The sequence below is a fragment of the Streptomyces sp. NPDC003379 genome, from assembly GCF_053589195.1.
Window position 1 is genome coordinate 72,015 of the sequence record NZ_JBSFRK010000007.1, and the last position, 18,463, is coordinate 90,477.

An 18,463-nucleotide genomic window follows, 5' to 3' on the forward strand; every position below is an offset into this window, starting at 1 on the left:
GGCGGCGGCCGGGGGTTACGTCGGGTCGAGGCCGTGGCTGCGCAGCCACGGCAGCGGGTCGATCGCCGAGCCGCCGCTGGGGCGCACCTCGAAGTGCAGGTGTGGTCCCGTGGAGTTGCCGGAGTTCCCGGAGAAGGCGATGGCCTCGCCCGCCTTCACGGGGCCGTTGGAGATCTTGTGTGTGGAGAGGTGGCAGTACCACGTCTCCGTGCCGTCCTTGGCGGTCACGATCGCCATGTTGCCGTAGGCGCTGTTCCACTTCGTGGACACGGTGCCGTCGGTCGCGGCGAGCACCTCCGTGCCGTATGACACGGGGAAGTCGATCCCGGAGTGCGCCGACATCCAGTTGACGCCGGCCTGGCCGTAGTACGCGCTCAGGCCGTGCTGCTTCACCGGCAGGGCGAACTTGGGACGGAGCCGCTCCTTGCGCGCTGCCTCCGCGGCGGCCTTCTTCTCGGCGGCCACCTTCTCGGCCTTCAAATCGATGCGCTCCTGCGTGCGGCTCGCGCGGTCCGCGAAGTCGCCCGCGTCCGCGGAGAGGTTGGCCAGCTGGGTGTCCAGCTTGTTGTTGGCGGTGGAAGGTTTCACGGACGTGGTGTCCGGGGCCGAGGCCGTCGTCTCCTTCTCGCCGTCCCCGCCGAAGCTGGTCACGGAGGCTGCGGCCACCCCGGCGACGCCCATCACACAGGCCGAGGGCACGGCGACGGTGAGCAGGGCGGAGCGCTTGGCGGGGGTGCGGCGACGGGTTCTGGAGCGGCCCCCGCCGGATCCGCCGCTCCTGCCGCGAGAGGCGCGGGGCGTGAAGGCCGAGGCGTCTGAGGAGTCTGCGCTGTCCGAGGCGTCCGAGGTCGGCGGTTCGGGTGCCGCGATGTCGTACGGCTCCGTGATCTCGTACGGCTCATCGATCTCGTACGGGGTCTCGGCGGGGACCTCGTACTGCTGCTCGGTGACGGCGGAGTTCCACGCCGTGGCGTCGTACGCGCCCGTGTCGAAGGTCTGCGTCTCCCACTGGCCGGTCTCGGGCGACTGGTTCCAAGCGGAGGCGTCCCACTGGCCCGTGCTGTCGGGGCCGGGCTGGGACGGGATGTCGGCGAGGTGCTGATAGGCGCCGGACGGCCAGACGGAGCTGGTGCCGTGGCTGCCCGTGTCGTACGGGGCGGCCTGGTGCTGCGTGGCGTACGCGTCGTAGTCGAGCGTCTGCTGCTGGGTTTCCGTGGCGGTCGCCCACTGGCCCGTGCCGTAGTCGGGGCCGGGCATGTTGCCGAAGAGCGGGTCGGTGGCGAACGTACCGGTGTCGAAGCTTCCGGTGGCGATGGCTCCGGTGTCGAATGTGCCGGTGGAGTAGGTGTCATAGCCGTAGCCGCCGCGCTCGGCGCCTTGTTGGTCGTACGTCGCGTAGTGCGCGTAGTCGGCGCCGGGTGCCGAGGACTGGGGAGTCGAGCTCCCCGACGGGTGACGGTCGTTCACCAACTTCTCTTTCGCCTCGGCAGCAGGGGCAGAGCAGTGCGGCGACTGTACCCGGCGGTATACGGGCGGGACAATCTTCGGCAGGTTTCATGGTTTCAGGAAAAGGGCATTCGGCCGTGTTTCGGCGGACTGCGGGCACAGCTTTGGCCCTGCGTTCGAGTTTCGTTCGAATGCAGGGTTCCGTTTTTGGGTCCGAGGCTCGATGAGCCGTCGTCGTCAGGCGACCGTGAGTCCGCCCGCCGCACCCTTGGCGTCGGTCCCTGGATGGGCCAGATCGAGCGCCTGGCGGATGCCGCTCGCGACCGCCGGATGCACCGGCAGCGCGAGATGGCCGATTCCGGTTACCCGGACGTTCTGCGCGATCAGGTCGGGGTGATCGAGGCAGGCCGTTTCCAGCGGGATCATGATCTGGTCCAGATCGCTCCAGAAACTCACGAACTGCGTGCGGCAGTGCGGCGCCGGTTCCTTCAGCTCCGCGATCACGTCGGAGCCCGGGCGCATCTGCCGCACGATCGGGTGCGCGTCCGCGAGCGGTGCGACACGGGTGCCGGCGTGCGGTGTGCCGAGCGTGACCAGCGTGCGTACGCGTACGTCGCCGCCGAGGCGCTGGGCGTAATAGCGGGCGATCAGGCCGCCGAGGCTGTGTCCGACGATGTCCACCCGGCGGTGGCCCGTGCGCTCGCAGAGCTCTTCCACGTGGCGGCCGAGCAGCTCGGCGGCGGTGCGGATGTCGCAGGTCAGCGGCGAGTAGTTGAGCGACTCGACGCGGCGTCCGCCGTGCTGGGACAGGGCGCGGCGGAGCAGGACGAAGACGGAGCGGTTGTCTATGAAGCCGTGCAGGAGGAGAACCGGAGGCCTGCTGTCCGGCGGGAGGCGCGGGGCGTCGGGGGGTGGCTGTACGGCGGCCGCCCTGCGTTCCTGGGTGATGCCAGAGGGGTAGAGGAGGAGGTGGCCCGCGAGGATCGCCGCTTCCAGGGCGGTCGCTTTCAGGAGGGCCACGGAGAGGCGGCCCGCCATCTTGGCGGGGAGCGTGGGGAGCGCGGGCAGACTGGGGAGCGCGTGCAGTGCAGGCAACGCGGCCAGCGCGTTCAGCGCCGGTAGTCCAGGCAGTCTCAGCAGCCCGGACAGCCCGGACAGCCCGGACAGCCCAGGCAGTTCTGGCAGCCGAAAGTTGCTGGGGCGAAAGGGGCGGGCCCCTGTGACGTGCATCGTCGACCTCCCGACCGGCGCACGGGAGGACGGCTCCGTCCCCCGTGTGCCCTAGGGGGAGCCGTGAGTAAGGAGTCGGCTGTGCGATGGCGCGCTGTGCCGCCGTGGTGTGGCGGTTCCGTGCCCCCCGTTGCGTCGCCGATGCGGCCGTACCACCATGCCGTGCGGCTGACGGCGTGGTGGTACGGCGATCTCGATGCGGCTCCCCTCGCGCCTGGTCCGGATGCGGAGCGTGAACCCCTGGGTAGTGGCCGGCGCGCAGCGAACGTGTCCCAACGTGTGATTTCCCCCTCCCTCTCCACCGCGAAACTGCGGCTTGCGGGATGCTGGAGATAACGTTCGTTCACTTCCCCGGCCGGTGCGGTGCGGGGTATCTGTGCTTGGACAGATGGATGTCGGTACGGATATCGGTACATGGAGGCAGTGATGGGTGTGGCAGCCGGGCCGATCCGCGTGGTGGTCGCCAAGCCGGGGCTCGACGGGCACGATCGTGGGGCCAAGGTGATCGCGCGGGCGTTGCGTGACGCCGGTATGGAGGTCATCTACACCGGGCTGCACCAGACGCCCGAGCAGGTGGTGGACACCGCGATCCAGGAGGACGCCGACGCGATCGGTCTCTCCATCCTGTCCGGGGCGCACAACACGTTGTTCGCGCGGGTGATCGAGCTCCTGAAGGAGCGGGACGCCCAGGACATCCTGGTGTTCGGCGGCGGCATCATTCCGGAGGCGGACATCGCGCCGCTGAAGGAGAAGGGCGTCGCGGAGATCTTCACGCCGGGGGCCACCACGACTTCTATCGTGGAGTGGGTACGGGCCAACGTGCAGCAGCCTGCCGGAGCCTGATCCGGCGGGGCGCCTTGGGGCGCCTCGGGTCGGCGTTCTGGTGGTCTTGGGCCGGCGTTCTGCCGGCCTTGGCGTCGGTCGCGCCCCCGGAACGTCGTGGGCGCGGCCCTCACGTCTCACTTGCGGCTGCCGGGCGGTGGTGGGTCTGCCCCTCGGGGGCCGTGGGCGGGAGTTCGTCGCGTATGGCCGCGCGCAGGCGCAGGGTGGTGACCAGGCGCTGGAACGCCTCCGACCAGTAGCTGCCTGCCCCGGGTGACGCGTCCTCCGGCTCGTCGGGGATCGCGGTGAGCGCCTCCAGGCGGACCGTCTCCGCGGGGTCGAGGCAGCGCTCCGCCAGGCCCATGACTCCACTGAAGCTCCAGGGATAACTGCCCGCGTCCCGCGCGATGTTCAGGGCGTCGACGACCGCGCGGCCCAAGGCCTCGGCCCAGGGGACCGCGCACACGCCGAGCAGCTGGAACGCCTCGGACAGGCCGTGCGAGGCGATGAAACCGGCGACCCACTCCGCCCGCTCCGGCGCGGGCAGCGAGGCGAGCAGCTTGGCGCGTTCGGCGAGCGATACGGCTCCGGGGCCCGCGGCGTCCGGGGACGCGGGCGTGCCGAGCAGGGCCCTGGACCAGGTCGCGTCCCGCTGTCGTACGGCCGCACGGCACCACGCGGCGTGCAGCTCGCCGCGCCAGTCGTCGGCCACCGGGAGCGCCACTATCTCGGCCGGGGTGCGGTTGCCGAGCCGGGTCTGCCAGGTGTCCAGCGGGGCCGCCTCGACCAGTTGGCCGAGCCACCAGGAGCGTGCGCCGCGGCCGGTGGGGGGTTTGGGGGCGACGCCGTCCCGTTCCATGCCCGCGTCGCACTCGTGCGGGGCCTCGACCGTGAGGGTCGGTGTGCTCGCCACGTGGTCCACGGCCACGCAGGAGGCCGCCCGGGCCGCCATCCGCCCGGCCAGCGCCGAGTCGGGGAGCGCGGAGAGCAGCTCCGCCGCGGTGGAGCGCACGTTGCGGCTGCGGTCGGTGAGGGCCTGTTCCAGGAACGGCTCGTCCACGGCGGACAGACCGGTGCGGAGCGAGTCGAGGAACATCAGACGGTCCTCCGCCCGTTCCGTCGTCCACGTCGTGGCGAGCAGTTCGCGGGCGGCATGGGCGTCCCGCGCGCGGAGCGTGGTGAGGAGTGCGACGCGCTCGGCGAAGAGGCCCTCTTCCCACAGTTGTCGGACCTTGGGTGTGTCATCGGTGGGAGGCAGCGCGACGCCGCCTCCCGGGGTGGCACGGAGTGCGAACTTCCAGTCCGGGTTGAGGCGGGCCAGCCACAGGGCTCTGGGGCCCGCGAAGGTGAGCGCCTGGGGGCGCAGATCCGTGCGGCCGCGTGCCGCGTTGAGGAGAGCGGGCAGCAGTTCGGGCGGCGCGCCGTACCCCCGGGCGTTGGCCAGGGCCAGCCATTGCGGGAGGAGTTCCATCAGGTCCGGTGTCGCGCCCCGTCTGCCACCGCTGCCGGTGCCGGGCTGGTCGGTGAGCAGCGTGGCGAGCCTGCGCCGGGCCGCGGGAGGCAGCGGTGTCCTGGAGTCCCGCGCGGCGGGCTCGGGCGGGGCGGCGGCCGGTGCCGGACGCAGTCCCGCCCTGCGGCGGACCGTCTGCACCGCCGCCTCGTCCAGGAGGGCGATCGGTGCCTCCTTGCCGGGGGCGTGGAGGGCGGCCGGCAGTGCGCGGCGGTCGGTGCCGAGCAGGGCGGTCGTGACCAGCTCTTCCCAAGGGGCGTGCACGGGAGCGGCCTTCGCCGGTAGCGGTGCGGCAGGCAACTGTTCCTCCTGATGCTCGTTCGTCGGCTCCACATGGCGTTCGTTCGTCAGCACAGCGGCACCGTCTCTCCACCGCTCTGGGGCCAGGCCGCCAAGGGGGTGAAGCCCTGGTGGCCGCACTCGCCGAACACCGTCAGCGGTGCGCCTCCGGACAGGGCGATCAGCCGCCAGAGACCCGCCCCGGACGCGGCGTACGGTGCGATAGGGAGCGCCGAACCGGCCCCCGCGTCGGCCAGTTGCCACGAGCTGTCGGCCGGGGTCGGTATGACGTCGGAGAGCGTCACCGGCCAGGACTCCAGCCAGGGGTCGTCGCGCAGCGCCTCGCCGTACCGGGCGGCGGCTTCCTCCGTACGTACGCCCGGCGGACGCTGTGTGGTGGGTGCCGGGGCCGTGAACTGTTCGCCCAGGTCCGCCCGCAGCCGGCGCGCGCCCGGATAGCCGGTCAGCTCCGCGTCGAGCGCCAGGCCCACCGGCAGGGCGAGGGACGGAGCGCGGCCCGCCGCCCCGTAGGAGAGGAGCAGGGCCGTGCGGTCGGATTCCGTGCCGTACAGCCATATGCGGCGCGTGGTCAGTTTGCTGTCCGCGGTGTCGTACTGCGCGAGGACCAGCCAGCGGTCCCGCACCGGCGGGTCATCGGGCTGGGCGGGCAGGCCGACGCGGGAGCGCACCGTGGCGGCCAGCTCGGGCGGCAGCTGGTCGCGGTGGAGCCAGCCCTGGTCGAGGAGGTGCAGCAGGGCGCACTCCTCCAGCAGACGCACCGGCCAGCCGGGCCCCGAGGACGGTATGGCCCCCAACTCCCGCACGCGCGCGGCAAGCCCGGGCGCCTGCGCGTCGACCATGCGGGCCGCCGTCTCCTCCCACAGGCCGTACCCCGTCTGTTCGGCGGAGGCCGTGCCGGAGCGCAGCAGGTCGGACAGGCGCTGTTCCAGCTCCGTCGCTCCCGCCGTGATCCGCTCGGCCCGCTTCTGCGCCCTCTTGCGCGCCGCCTCAGGGTCGGCCGACGCGGCGGGCGACGCCGGCGAACTCCGCTTGTCCTCCGCTCTTTTGCGGCGGGAACCCAGCCAGTCCTCCGCCCATGCCGGCGGCTCCCCGTCCGGCACGGTGCCGTCTCCGCCCGCCCAGATCAGCAGCAGCCCGAGCGCGTGTTTGCACGGGAACTTGCGGCTCGGACAACTGCACTTGTACGCCGGTCCCGCCGCGTCCGCGATGTCCACGACCGTCCGATACGGCTTGCTGCCACTGCCCTTGCACAGCCCCCACACCGTCCCCTCGCCAGAACTGCCCGCCTCCGACCATGGGCCGGCGACACCAAGTTTGCTTCCCGCCTTGCGTGACGGGGCATCAGGCGCCAGTGCCAGCACCTGATCCGCCGTCCAGCGCACCCCCTGCTGAGTCATGTCTCGAAGGTAGGTCCCGCCACTGACAATCGGCCCCGGCGTGCATATCCGTGCAGGTCAGAGTCGTGCGGGGGGCGATTGTCAGTGGCGTGGTGCACGGTGGAGACACATCCGGGCCAGACGTGCCCGGACGAGCTGGAGGGGGATCGCTCCATGACCGTTTCCGTCGACTCGACGACGTCCGCGACCGCGAATCCGTCCGCGTCCGCGCCCGCGGATCCGTCCGGGGCACTGCGGCCCCACGCCGAGCAAGCCTTCGCCGCCGAGCTGGCCGCGCTCGCCGCGCAGGACGACCGGCCGAGGCCGCAGCGGTGGAAGCTCTCGCCGTGGGCCGTGGCGACGTATCTGCTCGGCGGTACGCTCCCCGACGGCACCGTGATCACGCCGAAGTACGTGGGGCCGCGCCGCATCGTGGAGGTCGCCGTCACCACGCTCGCCACCGACCGCGCCCTGCTGCTGCTCGGTGTGCCCGGCACCGCCAAGACCTGGGTCTCGGAGCATCTCGCCGCCGCGGTCAGCGGGGACTCGACGCTGCTCGTGCAGGGCACGGCGGGCACGCCGGAGGAGGCGATCCGGTACGGGTGGAACTACGCCCGGCTCCTCGCGCACGGCCCGAGCCGCGACGCGCTCGTACCCAGCCCCGTCATGCGGGCGATGGCCGAGGGGATGACGGCCCGGGTCGAGGAGCTGACCCGCATCCCGGCCGACGTGCAGGACACGCTGATCACGATCCTGTCGGAGAAGACCCTGCCCATCCCGGAGCTCGGCCAGGAGGTGCAGGCTGTGCGCGGCTTCAACCTCATCGCCACCGCCAACGACCGCGACCGCGGGGTCAACGACCTGTCGAGCGCGCTGCGCCGCCGCTTCAACACCGTCGTCCTGCCCCTGCCCGAGAGCGCCGACGCCGAGGTCGACATCGTCTCGCGCCGCGTCGACCAGATGGGCCGCTCCCTCGACCTGCCCGCCGGACCCGAAGGCATCGATGAGATACGCCGTGTCGTCACCGTCTTCCGCGAACTGCGCGGCGGCGTCACGGCCGACGGGCGTACGAAGGTGAAGTCGCCCAGCGGCACGCTTTCGACGGCCGAGGCGATCTCCGTCGTCACGAACGGGCTCGCCCTGGCGGCCCACTTCGGAGACGGGGTCCTGCGCCCCGGGGACGTCGCGGCCGGAATCCTCGGCGCCGTCGTGCGCGACCCGGCGGCGGACCGCGTGATCTGGCAGGAGTACCTGGAGACGGTCGTGCGTGAGCGTGACGGCTGGAAGGACTTCTACCGCGCGTGCCGTGAGGTGAGCGCATGACGGGGGCGGAGACTCGGACCGCGGTGGGGACTCAGGCGAGTACCTCGGCGAGGGCCGGGGGGACGCTGCTGCTCGGGGTGCGGCATCACGGGCCCGGGTCGGCCCGTGCGGTGCGGGCCGCGCTCGACGAGGGGCGGCCCGGGGTCGTCCTCGTCGAGGGCCCGCCCGAGGCCGACTCCTTGGTGGGGCTCGCCGCCGATGAGGCGATGCGGCCGCCGGTCGCGCTGCTCGCGCACGTGGTGGACGAGCCGGGCCGCTCCGCGTTCTGGCCGCTCGCCGAGTTCTCTCCGGAGTGGGTGGCCCTCCGGTGGGCCGTCGGGCGTGGCGTGCCGGTGCGCTTCATCGACCTTCCGGCGGCGCATTCGCTGGCGCGGGCCGAGGAGCAGGCCGAGGACCAGGCCGAGGAGCAGGCCGAGGACGGGGGCGAGGGGGCCCCGGAGGATGCCGAAGGGGACCCCGAGGATGCGGAGGCCCTGCGGGTCGACCCGCTCGCCGTGCTCGCCGAGACCGCCGGATACGACGATCCCGAGCGCTGGTGGGAGGACGTCGTGGAGCACCGGGCGGTGGGCGGCGACGCGTTCGCGCCGTTCGAGGCGCTGAGTGACGCCATGGGGGCGCTGCGCGAGGCCTATGGGGACGGCGGGCACGGCCGCGACCTGGTGCGCGAGGCCCATATGCGGCTTCGGATCCGGGCCGCGCAGAAGGAGTTCGGGCCGGACCGGGTGGCCGTGGTGTGCGGGGCCTGGCATGTGCCCGCGCTGCGGCGCAGGGTCACCGTGGCCGCCGACCGGGCGTTGCTCAAGGGGCTCCCCAAGGTGAAGGCGGAGATGACGTGGGTTCCCTGGACGCACCGCCGGCTCTCCCGGGCCAGTGGATATGGAGCCGGGATCGCGTCCCCCGGCTGGTACAGCCATCTGTTCAGCGCCCCCGACCGGCCCGTCGAGCGCTGGATGACGAAGGTGGCGGGGCTGTTGCGGGAGGAGGACAGGCTCGTCTCCTCCGCGCATGTCATCGAGGCGGTCCGGCTCGCCGACACGCTCGCCGCGATGCGGGGACGGCCGTTGGCGGGGCTCACCGAGACGACCGACGCCGTGCGGGCGGTGATGTGCGAGGGCTCGGACGTGCCGCTCGCCCTCGTGCACGACAGGCTCGTGGTCGGGGACGTACTGGGGGAGGTTCCCGAGGCGGCGCCCGCGGTGCCGTTGCAGCGCGACCTCACGCGGCTCCAGCGCAAGCTGCGGCTGAAGCCGGAGGCCTTGGAGCGGGAGGTGGAGCTCGACCTCCGCAAGGAGACGGACGCGGCGCGCAGTACGTTGCTGCACCGCCTGCGGCTGCTCGGCATCGGCTGGGGCGAGCCGGCGTGGTCCCGGGGGAGCACGGGGACGTTCCGGGAGACCTGGCGGCTGCGGTGGGAGCCGGAGCTTTCGGTGCGGGTCGCCGAGGCGGGGGTGTGGGGGACCACGGTGCTCGGCGCGGCCACGGCCAAGGCGTCCGCCGACGCGGTCGGGGCGACGGCTCTCGGTGACGTCACCGCGCTCGCCGAGCGGTGTCTGCTGGCGGAGCTGCCGGAGGCGTTGCCCGTGGTGATGCGGGTGCTGGCGGATAGGGCGGCGCTGGACGCGGACGTCGGGCATCTCGCGCAGGCCCTGCCCGCGCTGGTGCGGTCGCTTCGGTACGGGGACGTGCGGGGGACGGACACGGGGGCTCTCGGTGAGGTCGCCCACGGGCTCGCGGAGCGGGTCTTCGTGGGGCTGCCGGGTGCTTGCGCCGGGCTGGACGCGGAGGCGGCCCTGGAGATGCGGGGTCACGTCGACGCGGTGCACCAGGCGGTGGGGCTGCTGGGGGAGTTCCGGGCGGCTCCCGCGAAGGGCGCGCCGACGCCGCCATCGCCGTCGCCCGGCAGCGCGGGCACGGCGGGATCGGCTTCGGCCTCCCAGGGGATCCGGGCCCGCTGGTCCTCCGTACTGCGCGTGCTCGCGCAGCGGGAAGCCGTGGTGGGGGTCGTGCGCGGCAGGTGTGTGCGGCTGCTGCTCGACGGCGGCGACCTGGCGGACGAGGAAGCCGCCCGGCTCATGGGCCTGGCGCTGTCCCGGGGGAGCGAGCCCGCCGAAGGGGCCGCGTGGATCGAGGGGTTCGTCGGGGGCGGCTCCGGCGGCGGAATGCTGCTCGTGCACGACGAGCGGCTGCTCGGCCTGGTGGACGACTGGCTGAGCGGGGTGTCGGACGACGCCTTCATCGACGTACTGCCGCTGCTGCGGCGCACGTTCTCCGCGTACGAGCCGGGCGTGCGGCGGACGCTGGGCGAGTTGGTGCGGCGCGGGACGGCGGGCGTCGGCGCAGCGGTGGGCGGGAGCGGACCGCCCGGTTTCGCCGAGGAGATCGACGCGGCCCGGGCGGATGCCGTGGTGCCGGTCGTGCGACTGCTGCTGGGCGCCGCGCGGACACACGGCAACGATCTTTCGGGGGTGTTGAGGTGACCGGGATGGGCGAGGAGCGGTTGCGGCGGTGGAGGTTTGTGTTGGGGGCGGAAGGGGCCGACGGGACGGGCGGGACGGGGTGTGTGCTTGCCGGGGAGGACGCGGCTATGGATGGGGCGCTCACCGCGTTGTATGGAGCGAGGGGTGAGAAGGGTGGCCGGGGGCGGGACCGTTCGGCGGGGCTCGGGGGGTCCGCGCCGTCCGTGGCGCGCTGGCTCGGGGACATCCGGACGTACTTCCCCTCATCCGTCGTCCAGGTCATGCAGCGCGACGCCATCGACCGGCTGGGGCTCTCCACGCTGCTCCTTGAGCCCGAGATGCTGGAGGCCGTCGAAGCCGACGTACACCTCGTGGGCACGCTGCTCTCCCTCAACAAGGCGATGCCGGAGACGACGAAGGAGACCGCGCGTGCTGTCGTGCGCAAGGTCGTCGAGGACCTGGAGAAGCGGCTCGCGACGCGGACCCGTTCCACGCTCACCGGAGCACTCGACCGCAGCGCGCGCGTCAGCAGGCCCCGCCACCACGACATCGACTGGAACCGCACGATCGCGGTCAACCTCAAGAACTACCTGCCGGAGTACCGGACGATCGTCCCCGAGCGGCTCATCGGGTACGGGCGGGCCTCGCAGTCCGTGAAGAAGGAGGTCATCCTCTGCATCGACCAGTCGGGCTCGATGGCGGCGTCCGTCGTCTACGCCTCGGTGTTCGGCGCCGTGCTCGGCTCCATGCGCTCGCTCACCACACGGCTCGTCGTCTTCGACACCAACGTCGTCGACCTGACCGAGCAGCTCGACGACCCGGTGGACGTGCTCTTCGGCACGCAGCTGGGCGGCGGGACCGACATCAACCGCGCCCTCGCGTACTGCCAGTCGCAGATCACCCGGCCCGCCGACACCGTCGTCGTCCTCATCAGCGACCTCTACGAAGGCGGCATACGTGACGAGATGCTGAAGCGGGTCGCGGCGATGAAGGCGTCCGGAGTGCAGTTCGTGACGCTGCTCGCGCTCTCCGACGAGGGGACGCCCGCGTACGACCGCGAGCACGCGGCGGCGCTCGCCGCGCTGGACGCGCCGGCCTTCGCCTGCACGCCGGACCTCTTCCCGGAGGTGATGGCCGCGGCGATCGAGAAGCGCCCGCTTCCGATACCTGACGTCTGATGCGCGATGCGTGCTGCCTGAGATGCGAGGCGTGAGATGCGAGGCGTGAGGTGCGAGGCGTGAGGTGCGCTGCCTGATCGCGGGAGCAAGGGGAGCAAACGGGCCGTGTCCGAAGCGGTGGAGGGGGTCCGTTTGCCGTGGTGACCGTCACGCCGATGGCTGGTTCTGTGACCGTCATCACCGCATAAATGTGATCTGCGATTTAGGGACCCAGGTCCCACGGCGATAACCTGCGAGACGGACATGCCGCGTACCGGACTCCGTCCTACGCCTCCCTTGTGACAGCGCAGTCACGTTGCCCTCCGCGGCACGCCCACGCAGACAGCTGACCACAAAGCAGCGAGATCGCAGCGAGATCACGGATTAAGGGACGGACGCGCGTGGACCTGTTCGAGTACCAGGCGAGGGACCTCTTCGCCAAGCACGGTGTACCGGTGCTGGCCGGTGAAGTCATCGACACGCCTGAGGCGGCGCGCGAGGCCACCGAGCGACTGGGCGGCAAGTCGGTCGTCAAGGCGCAGGTGAAGGTCGGTGGCCGCGGCAAGGCCGGCGGCGTGAAGCTGGCGGCGACCCCGGACGAGGCCGTCGCTCGCGCGACGGACATCCTCGGCATGGACATCAAGGGCCACACGGTCCACAAGGTGATGATCGCCGAGCTGTCTCCGGAGATCGAGGCGGAGTACTACGTCTCGTACCTCCTCGACCGCACCAACCGCACCTTCCTCGCCATGGCGTCGGTGCAGGGCGGCATGGACATCGAGGAGGTCGCGGAGAAGACCCCCGAGGCCCTCGCGAAGGTCCCGGTCGACTCCAACACCGGCGTCACCATCGAGAAGGCCCGCGAGATCGTGGCCCAGGCGAAGTTCCCGGCCGAGGTGGCCGAGGGTGTCGCCGAGGCCATGGTGACCCTGTGGGAGACCTTCGTCGCCGAGGACGCGCTCCTCGTCGAGGTCAACCCGCTGGTGAAGACCAAGGACGGTCGCATCCTGGCCCTGGACGGCAAGGTCTCGCTCGACGAGAACGCCGACTTCCGCCAGGCCGACCACGAGGCTCTTGAGGACAAGGACGCAGCCAACCCGCTCGAGGCTGCCGCCAAGGCCAAGAACCTCAACTACGTGAAGCTCGACGGCGAGGTCGGCATCATCGGTAACGGTGCCGGTCTGGTCATGTCGACCCTGGACGTCGTCGCGTACGCCGGTGAGGCGCACGGCGGTGTGAAGCCCGCCAACTTCCTCGACATCGGTGGCGGCGCCTCCGCCGAGGTCATGGCGAACGGCCTGGAGATCATCCTCGGCGACTCGGACGTCAAGTCCGTCTTCGTCAACGTCTTCGGCGGCATCACCGCCTGCGACGAGGTCGCCAACGGCATCGTTCAGGCCCTGGAGCTGCTTGCCTCCAAGGGCGAGAAGGTCGAGAAGCCGCTGGTCGTGCGCCTCGACGGCAACAACGCGGAGCTGGGTCGCAAGATCCTGTCCGACGCCAACCACCCGCTCGTACAGCGTGTGGACACCATGGACGGCGCGGCCGACAAGGCCGCCGAGCTCGCGGCCGCGAAGTAAGGGACGAGGGACAGAACAGCCATGGCTATCTTCCTCAACAAGGACAGCAAGGTCATCGTCCAGGGCATGACCGGTGCCACGGGCATGAAGCACACCAAGCTCATGCTGGGTGACGGCACGAACATCGTCGGCGGCGTGAACCCGCGCAAGGCCGGCCAGTCCGTCGACTTCGACGGCACGGAGGTGCCGGTCTTCGGCACGGTCAAGGAGGCCATGGAGAAGACGGGCGCGAACGTCTCCGTCCTCTTCGTGCCGCCGGCCTTCTCCAAGGCCGCCGTCGTCGAGGCGATCGACGCCGAGATCCCCCTCGCCGTCGTGATCACCGAGGGCATCGCCGTCCACGACTCCGCCGCCTTCTGGGCGTACGCGAAGTCGAAGGGCAACAAGACCCGCATCATCGGCCCGAACTGCCCCGGTCTCATCACCCCGGGCCAGTCCAACGCCGGCATCATCCCGGGCGACATCACGAAGCCGGGCCGTATCGGCCTGGTCTCGAAGTCCGGCACGCTGACGTACCAGATGATGTACGAGCTGCGCGACATCGGCTTCTCCTCGGCCGTCGGCATCGGTGGCGACCCGGTCATCGGTACGACGCACATCGACGCCCTGGAGGCGTTCGAGGCCGACCCCGACACCGACCTGATCGTGATGATCGGTGAGATCGGCGGCGACGCCGAGGAGCGTGCGGCGGACTACATCAAGGCCAACGTGACGAAGCCGGTCGTCGGTTACGTCGCGGGCTTCACGGCGCCCGAGGGCAAGACGATGGGCCACGCGGGCGCCATCGTCTCCGGCTCCTCCGGCACCGCCGCCGCGAAGAAGGAGGCCCTTGAGGCCGCCGGCGTCAAGGTCGGCAAGACGCCGACCGAGACGGCGAAGCTGGCGAGGGCCATCCTGGCGGGCTAGATCTGGCCTCCGGCCTTGGTCGTTCGAAAGTGGGCCCGCATCTCGTCGATCGAGGTGCGGGCCCCTTTTCGACGGCGGCTACTTCGGCAGGGGGATCAGGCGGTGGGGGCCGTTCGGTACTTCCCCGCGGAGTTTCGCGCGGAGCTCTTCGTCCTCGTACGAGAGGGGGCCCGGGCCCATGTGGGGCGGTACGTCGCTGATGGCCCTGCCCGGGGCCAGCGGGGGCTCGTAGTGGGTGGGGGCCGTCCTCAGGGTGAGGGCCGTGGCCCCGACGATCAAGGTCGTGAAGGCGATGGCCGCGCGGGTCCAGACGCGGGCGCGGTGCTCACTGATGACCCGCACCCGTTCGGGTTTCGGCGGCTGGAGTTTCTCGGCGCCGCCCAGTTCGCCTAGGCGCCGGTGCAGGACCGGGGGCTCCGCCAAGTGGGGCAGGCGCTCGGCGATCGTCTCGCGCGCGTGCAGCAGGCGGTTCGCGGTGGCGGGCGTGCTCGCCTCCGTCTCGGCCGCGGTCTCGGGCAGGTCGAGGCCGACGCCGTCGTAGAGCAGCAGGGCGCGGCGCCGGGCGGGCGACAGGCTCAGGAGTACGTCGAGGAAGGCGCGGTCGGCCGGTTCGGCGGGCGGGGCGTCCCGGCGGCGCAGGCCTGGGCGGAGGCCGGGGCGGAGGCGGTGCCAGGGGGACAGCGCGTACTCGTGCGCGACGGCGCGGACCCAGCCCGCCGGATCGCGGTCCACCGCCACCTCGGGCCAGCGCTGCCACGCCTGCTGGAAGGCGCGCTCGACGGCTTCCTGGGCGAGGTGCCGGCGTCCGGTGAGCAGATAGGTCTGGCGGACCAGGAACGGCCCGGTGTGGGCACAGAGAGCGTCAAACGCCTCGGCGGGAGACGACAGCTGCCGCCGCCGTACGGCCGGGGCGGGGGCACGCGGCGCGGGAGCGGGCTGCGGGTGTGCGGGCTTCCGGTGGACGGGTTGCGGGCGGGCGTGGCTGCTCGCTGCGGCCGGGGCGGGCGCGGGCGGCACGGGGGCGGGTGCCGGGTGGGCGGGATGCGGGTGGGCGTGGCTGCTTACTGGGGTTGGGGCGGGTGGGACCGCCGTGGGGGTCTGCGGCTTTGCCGCGCGCTTGACCGGGGGTTCGGGTCTCGTCGTCGATCTGGTGCTCTCGGTGGACTGTGGTGAGCCGTTCCGCCGTGCGGGATGCCTGTGCGGAGTGGGCCCGGGACCGGGATCGGGGCTGGGGCCGGGATCGGGGCCGGGGCCTGATTCGGGCGGGGTCTGTTCCTGCTCCTCGGCGATCGCGTTCAGGAGTTTCGCGTACGCGTCATGGGAACGGCCCTTGGGATGTGTGCGGCCTTTTTCCCAGGAGCGGACCGTTTCGCGCGTGACGCCCAGCTGCGCGGCGACGTCGGCCTGGCTCAGCGACTTCGCCTCGCGCAGCCTGCGGCGTTCCTTGGGGGAAGGCAGAGACGTGGCAGGGCTCTGGGGCATGTCGGACTCTCCGCAGCGTGGGCCGACGTGCGGCGGACGGCCGGGCGCAGCCGGTCCCCCGTACGAAAAAGTACATAAACGTATATTGAGCGACACATCCGATATTCGCCTGTTACGAGAAGAAGGCGCGTGTCGTTGGGAACATGGCCGGGTGACTCAGACGACCGATCACAGTGCCCCGCCACCGCCCGTCAAGCCGTTGCGTGAACGCGTCCGTGAACGTGCCCGCGAGTACGCCCACGAGTACGCCGGGGAGCAGGCCCGTGAGCATGCCCGTGAGTACGTACGTGAGTTCGCCCGTGGGTACAGCCGTGAGCGCTCCCCCGGACTGGCCACCTGTGTGGCGGACGGAGCCGTGGCCGCGGGCCTGGGTCTTGGCTCGCTCGCGGTCCTGGTCATCATGCTCTGGATCGGCTCGCCGTACCCGGACGGCGGTCCAGACGGGGCGCTGCACGTCGCGTCGGGCCTGTGGCTGCTCGCGCACGGCACGGAACTGCTCAGACCTGGCACGCCCTCGGGGACGTCCGCGCCGGTCGGTGTCGTGCCGCTGCTCCTCGTCGCGCTGCCGGGCTGGCTCCTGCACCGGGCGGCGCGGGACGCGGCGGCTCCCGAGGTGCGGGGGCATCCGGCCCGGACGGCCTTTCAGGGAGTGGTGACCGGCTATCTGCTGGTCGGCGTCGCCGCGGTGCTGTACGCGTCGGGCGGCCACCTGCGGCCCGACGTGATCAGCGCGGTGCTTCATCTGCCGGTGTTCGCGGCGGGCGTGGCGGCGCTCGGCGTCTGGACGGCGCGCGGCTGTCCGCGCGGACCGCTCCCCGAGTCCCTGCGGCCGGCGCTCGCCGTGCTTCCCCAGAGGCTGCGGGCTCGCTGCGTACGAGAATCCGTACGAGGTCTCTACGTACGCGGCGGAGGGCTGGCCCTCGTACGGGTCGGGGCGGCGGGGGCGATGGCCCTGGCCGTCGGCGGGGCGCTGCTGGTCGCGGTGTCGCTCGCGCTGCACGCGGGGTCGGTGGGGGAGTCGTTCGGGGAGGTCTCGGACGTGTGGTCGGGGCGGATGGCGGTACTGCTGCTGCTCCTCGCGCTGATGCCCAACGCGGCGGTGTGGGGCGCGGCGTACGGCCTCGGGCCCGGCTTCGTACTCGGCACGGGAACCGTCGTGGCGCCCCTCGCCGCGGACGCGGGGCCGCCGCTTCCGCCGTTCCCGCTCTTCGCGGCGGTGCCTTCGGCCGGGCCCGGGTCGCCGCTCACCTGGGCGGCCGGGGTGGTGCCGGTGGCGGCGGGGTTCGCGGTGGCGTGGTACACGGTCCAACTGGCGGCGCCCGCCTTCGGGGAACGGGAGGAAACCTGGTCCGCGGGGCGGACGGCCGCGGCCGCGGCGGTGGCGGCGACGCTGTGCGGGGCGACCACGGCGGCGCTCGCGGCAGTGGCGGGCGGCCGACTGGGCGTGGCGGTCCTCTCCGACCTGGGCCCGGTCTGGTGGCGGACCGGCGCGGCGGCGCTGGCCTGGACCATGCTGATCGGGGTCCCGGCGGCGCTGGTCCTGCGGGCCCGGCGGTTGCGGGCGCCTTCGAATGCCGCGGCCGGCCCATCTGACGCGGGGGACGGCACCGCGCGCCGGGCGTGGGTCTCGCGGTTCGCGCTGCCGTCCCCGCGACGGTCACTGCCGCCACGGCCCCGGCTGCCGCGCGTCAAGCGGCCGGGCCTGGGGCTACCAGGCGCCAGGCTCCCGTGGTGGTCCCGGGCAACCGCGGACACCGCGGCCCACACCCACACCGCGGCCCACACCCACACCGCCGCCCACACTCACACCCACACCCACACCGCGCCCCCGGCTCCGACCCCGCCCTCGTTCCCGGCCATGCCGCCGACCGAGGCCAGGCAGCGGCCGCCGGAGTCCTCCTCCTAGTCCTGCTCCCCCAGGAGCGGGCGCAGCTGCTTCGGCAGCAGGTCCTCGCAGGACTGCTTGGACGTGCTGGTCAGCGCGTCGTCCACGCACGTGTAGTAGTCGCGGTACACCAGCTGCGCCGTGAACGTCCCCGCCACCATGAGCAGCGCCAACGCCCCCGTCACCAGGCCGCTGATCGCGGCCGTCGTCTGCGGCCTCGTGGTGCTGGAAGGGGCCGGCGGGGCGGGCTGCGACGCGCCGCCCGCCGCGGTGGCGGAGGGCGCCGGAGCCGTCGGGTCCGGCGTACGCGGCTTGGCTCGCAGCGACTGGATGGCCCAGTTCAGCGCGAGCGCGCCGAGCAGCAGCGCGACGTACCGCCAGCCGAACAGCGCGAAGAAGAAGGCCCACATGCCCGAGAGCAGGGCGTAGCGCGCGCGGCGCTGGGCGGGGTCCTTCGGGTCCCAGCGCGGGCCGCCGCCGCCCGGCCCGGAGGGCCCTTCCTGGCCGGAGCCGGGGCCGCCGCCCTGCTGGCCGGGGCGCTCGCCGAAGCCGCCCGGGGAGCGCCCCGGCTGGCGGTCGCTCCACTGGCTGCCCCAAGGAGAGGAGCCCTGGCTGTCGCCCGAGCCGTCGGGCGAGGAGCCGTCAGGGCGCTCCGAGGGGCGGCGCGGCTGCCACGGTCGGTCCGGCGTCCCCTCCGGTGGCGGCGCGAAGGGGTTGTCGTCGTCCTTGCCCGTTCCCTGGGAGCCCGTGCCCCGGGACTCCGGTCCCTGGGAGTCGGAGTCCTGCGGTGGAGACGAAGGGCGGCTACGGTCCGGCATCAGGTGTGCGTCTTCCCCTTGGTAGAGCCGTGGCGGAGCCGGTGTGCGGCTCGGCGACCCGGCGTTCGTCGGTATTCGGCGCCTTTCCCACAGACGCTACCTTCCGCCCGCGCCCCCGTCCCGTGAGGGGCGGTTCCGGGTGCCGGTATCGTTGCTGACGGTCGGCCGCTTT

General features: G+C 72.4%; 13 protein-coding genes. 7 read left to right on the top strand and 6 right to left on the bottom strand.

Features of this window, described 5'->3' with window-relative positions:
- Window positions 1-15: 15 nt before the first annotated feature.
- Together ACWDVB_RS08710 and ACWDVB_RS08715 are read right to left on the bottom strand one after the other, a co-directional pair.
- Window positions 16-1,467: a M23 family metallopeptidase gene (locus tag ACWDVB_RS08710; protein WP_451514845.1), complete on the bottom strand. Its 1,452-nt coding sequence runs from the start codon at window positions 1,465-1,467 to the stop codon at window positions 16-18.
- A 216-nt stretch (window positions 1,468-1,683) separates the two neighbouring features.
- A complete protein-coding gene (locus tag ACWDVB_RS08715; protein WP_451515023.1) occupies window positions 1,684-2,484 on the bottom strand; it encodes a lipase family alpha/beta hydrolase in 801 nt (266 codons plus the stop codon).
- A 618-nt stretch (window positions 2,485-3,102) separates the two neighbouring features.
- Here ACWDVB_RS08715 and ACWDVB_RS08720 point away from each other — a divergent pair.
- Window positions 3,103-3,519, top strand: coding sequence for a cobalamin B12-binding domain-containing protein (locus ACWDVB_RS08720; RefSeq protein ID WP_451514846.1), 417 nt, complete (start codon window positions 3,103-3,105; stop codon window positions 3,517-3,519).
- Between the two features lie 109 nt (window positions 3,520-3,628).
- Here ACWDVB_RS08720 and ACWDVB_RS08725 read toward each other — a convergent pair whose 3' ends face one another.
- Window positions 3,629-5,272: a DUF5691 domain-containing protein gene (locus ACWDVB_RS08725; protein WP_451515024.1), complete on the bottom strand. Its 1,644-nt coding sequence runs from the start codon at window positions 5,270-5,272 to the stop codon at window positions 3,629-3,631.
- Window positions 5,273-5,355: 83 nt separating this feature from the next.
- Window positions 5,356-6,705, bottom strand: a complete 1,350-nt coding sequence (locus ACWDVB_RS08730; protein WP_451514847.1) for an SWIM zinc finger family protein — start codon at window positions 6,703-6,705, stop codon at window positions 5,356-5,358.
- A gap of 153 nt (window positions 6,706-6,858) precedes the next feature.
- Here ACWDVB_RS08730 and ACWDVB_RS08735 point away from each other — a divergent pair, with 153 nt between their 5' ends.
- From ACWDVB_RS08735 to sucD, 5 genes are all read left to right on the top strand, one after another.
- Window positions 6,859-8,007 carry an ATP-binding protein gene (locus tag ACWDVB_RS08735; protein WP_451514848.1) on the top strand — a complete coding sequence of 383 codons (1,149 nt, stop codon included), beginning with the start codon at window positions 6,859-6,861 and terminating at the stop codon, window positions 8,005-8,007.
- On the top strand, window positions 8,004-10,484 hold the full coding sequence (locus ACWDVB_RS08740) for a DUF5682 family protein (protein ID WP_451514849.1): 2,481 nt from the start codon (window positions 8,004-8,006) through the stop codon (window positions 10,482-10,484). The genes ACWDVB_RS08735 and ACWDVB_RS08740 overlap by 4 nt, the downstream gene beginning before the upstream one ends.
- A gap of 5 nt (window positions 10,485-10,489) precedes the next feature.
- Window positions 10,490-11,641 (top strand): VWA domain-containing protein, encoded by a 1,152-nt coding sequence (locus ACWDVB_RS08745; protein WP_451515025.1) that lies wholly within the window; start codon window positions 10,490-10,492, stop codon window positions 11,639-11,641.
- Between the two features lie 380 nt (window positions 11,642-12,021).
- The gene (gene sucC / locus ACWDVB_RS08750; RefSeq protein ID WP_451514850.1) at window positions 12,022-13,200 is read left to right on the top strand and encodes an ADP-forming succinate--CoA ligase subunit beta; all 1,179 of its coding nucleotides are present in this window, start codon (window positions 12,022-12,024) and stop codon (window positions 13,198-13,200) included.
- A gap of 21 nt (window positions 13,201-13,221) precedes the next feature.
- Complete coding sequence (gene sucD, locus ACWDVB_RS08755; RefSeq protein ID WP_451514851.1) at window positions 13,222-14,106, top strand: succinate--CoA ligase subunit alpha; 885 nt, start codon at window positions 13,222-13,224, stop codon at window positions 14,104-14,106.
- A gap of 78 nt (window positions 14,107-14,184) precedes the next feature.
- Here the strand turns inward: sucD and ACWDVB_RS08760 are convergent, their stop codons facing one another.
- Window positions 14,185-15,588: a helix-turn-helix domain-containing protein gene (locus tag ACWDVB_RS08760; protein ID WP_451514852.1), complete on the bottom strand. Its 1,404-nt coding sequence runs from the start codon at window positions 15,586-15,588 to the stop codon at window positions 14,185-14,187.
- Window positions 15,589-15,739: 151 nt separating this feature from the next.
- Here ACWDVB_RS08760 and ACWDVB_RS08765 point away from each other — a divergent pair, with 151 nt between their 5' ends.
- The gene (locus ACWDVB_RS08765; RefSeq protein ID WP_451514853.1) at window positions 15,740-17,494 is read left to right on the top strand and encodes a cell division protein PerM; all 1,755 of its coding nucleotides are present in this window, start codon (window positions 15,740-15,742) and stop codon (window positions 17,492-17,494) included.
- Here ACWDVB_RS08765 and ACWDVB_RS08770 read toward each other — a convergent pair.
- Window positions 17,491-18,291: a hypothetical protein gene (locus ACWDVB_RS08770; RefSeq protein ID WP_451514854.1), complete on the bottom strand. Its 801-nt coding sequence runs from the start codon at window positions 18,289-18,291 to the stop codon at window positions 17,491-17,493. The two genes, ACWDVB_RS08765 and ACWDVB_RS08770, sit on opposite strands and share 4 nt — an antisense overlap.
- Window positions 18,292-18,463 lie beyond the last annotated feature (172 nt).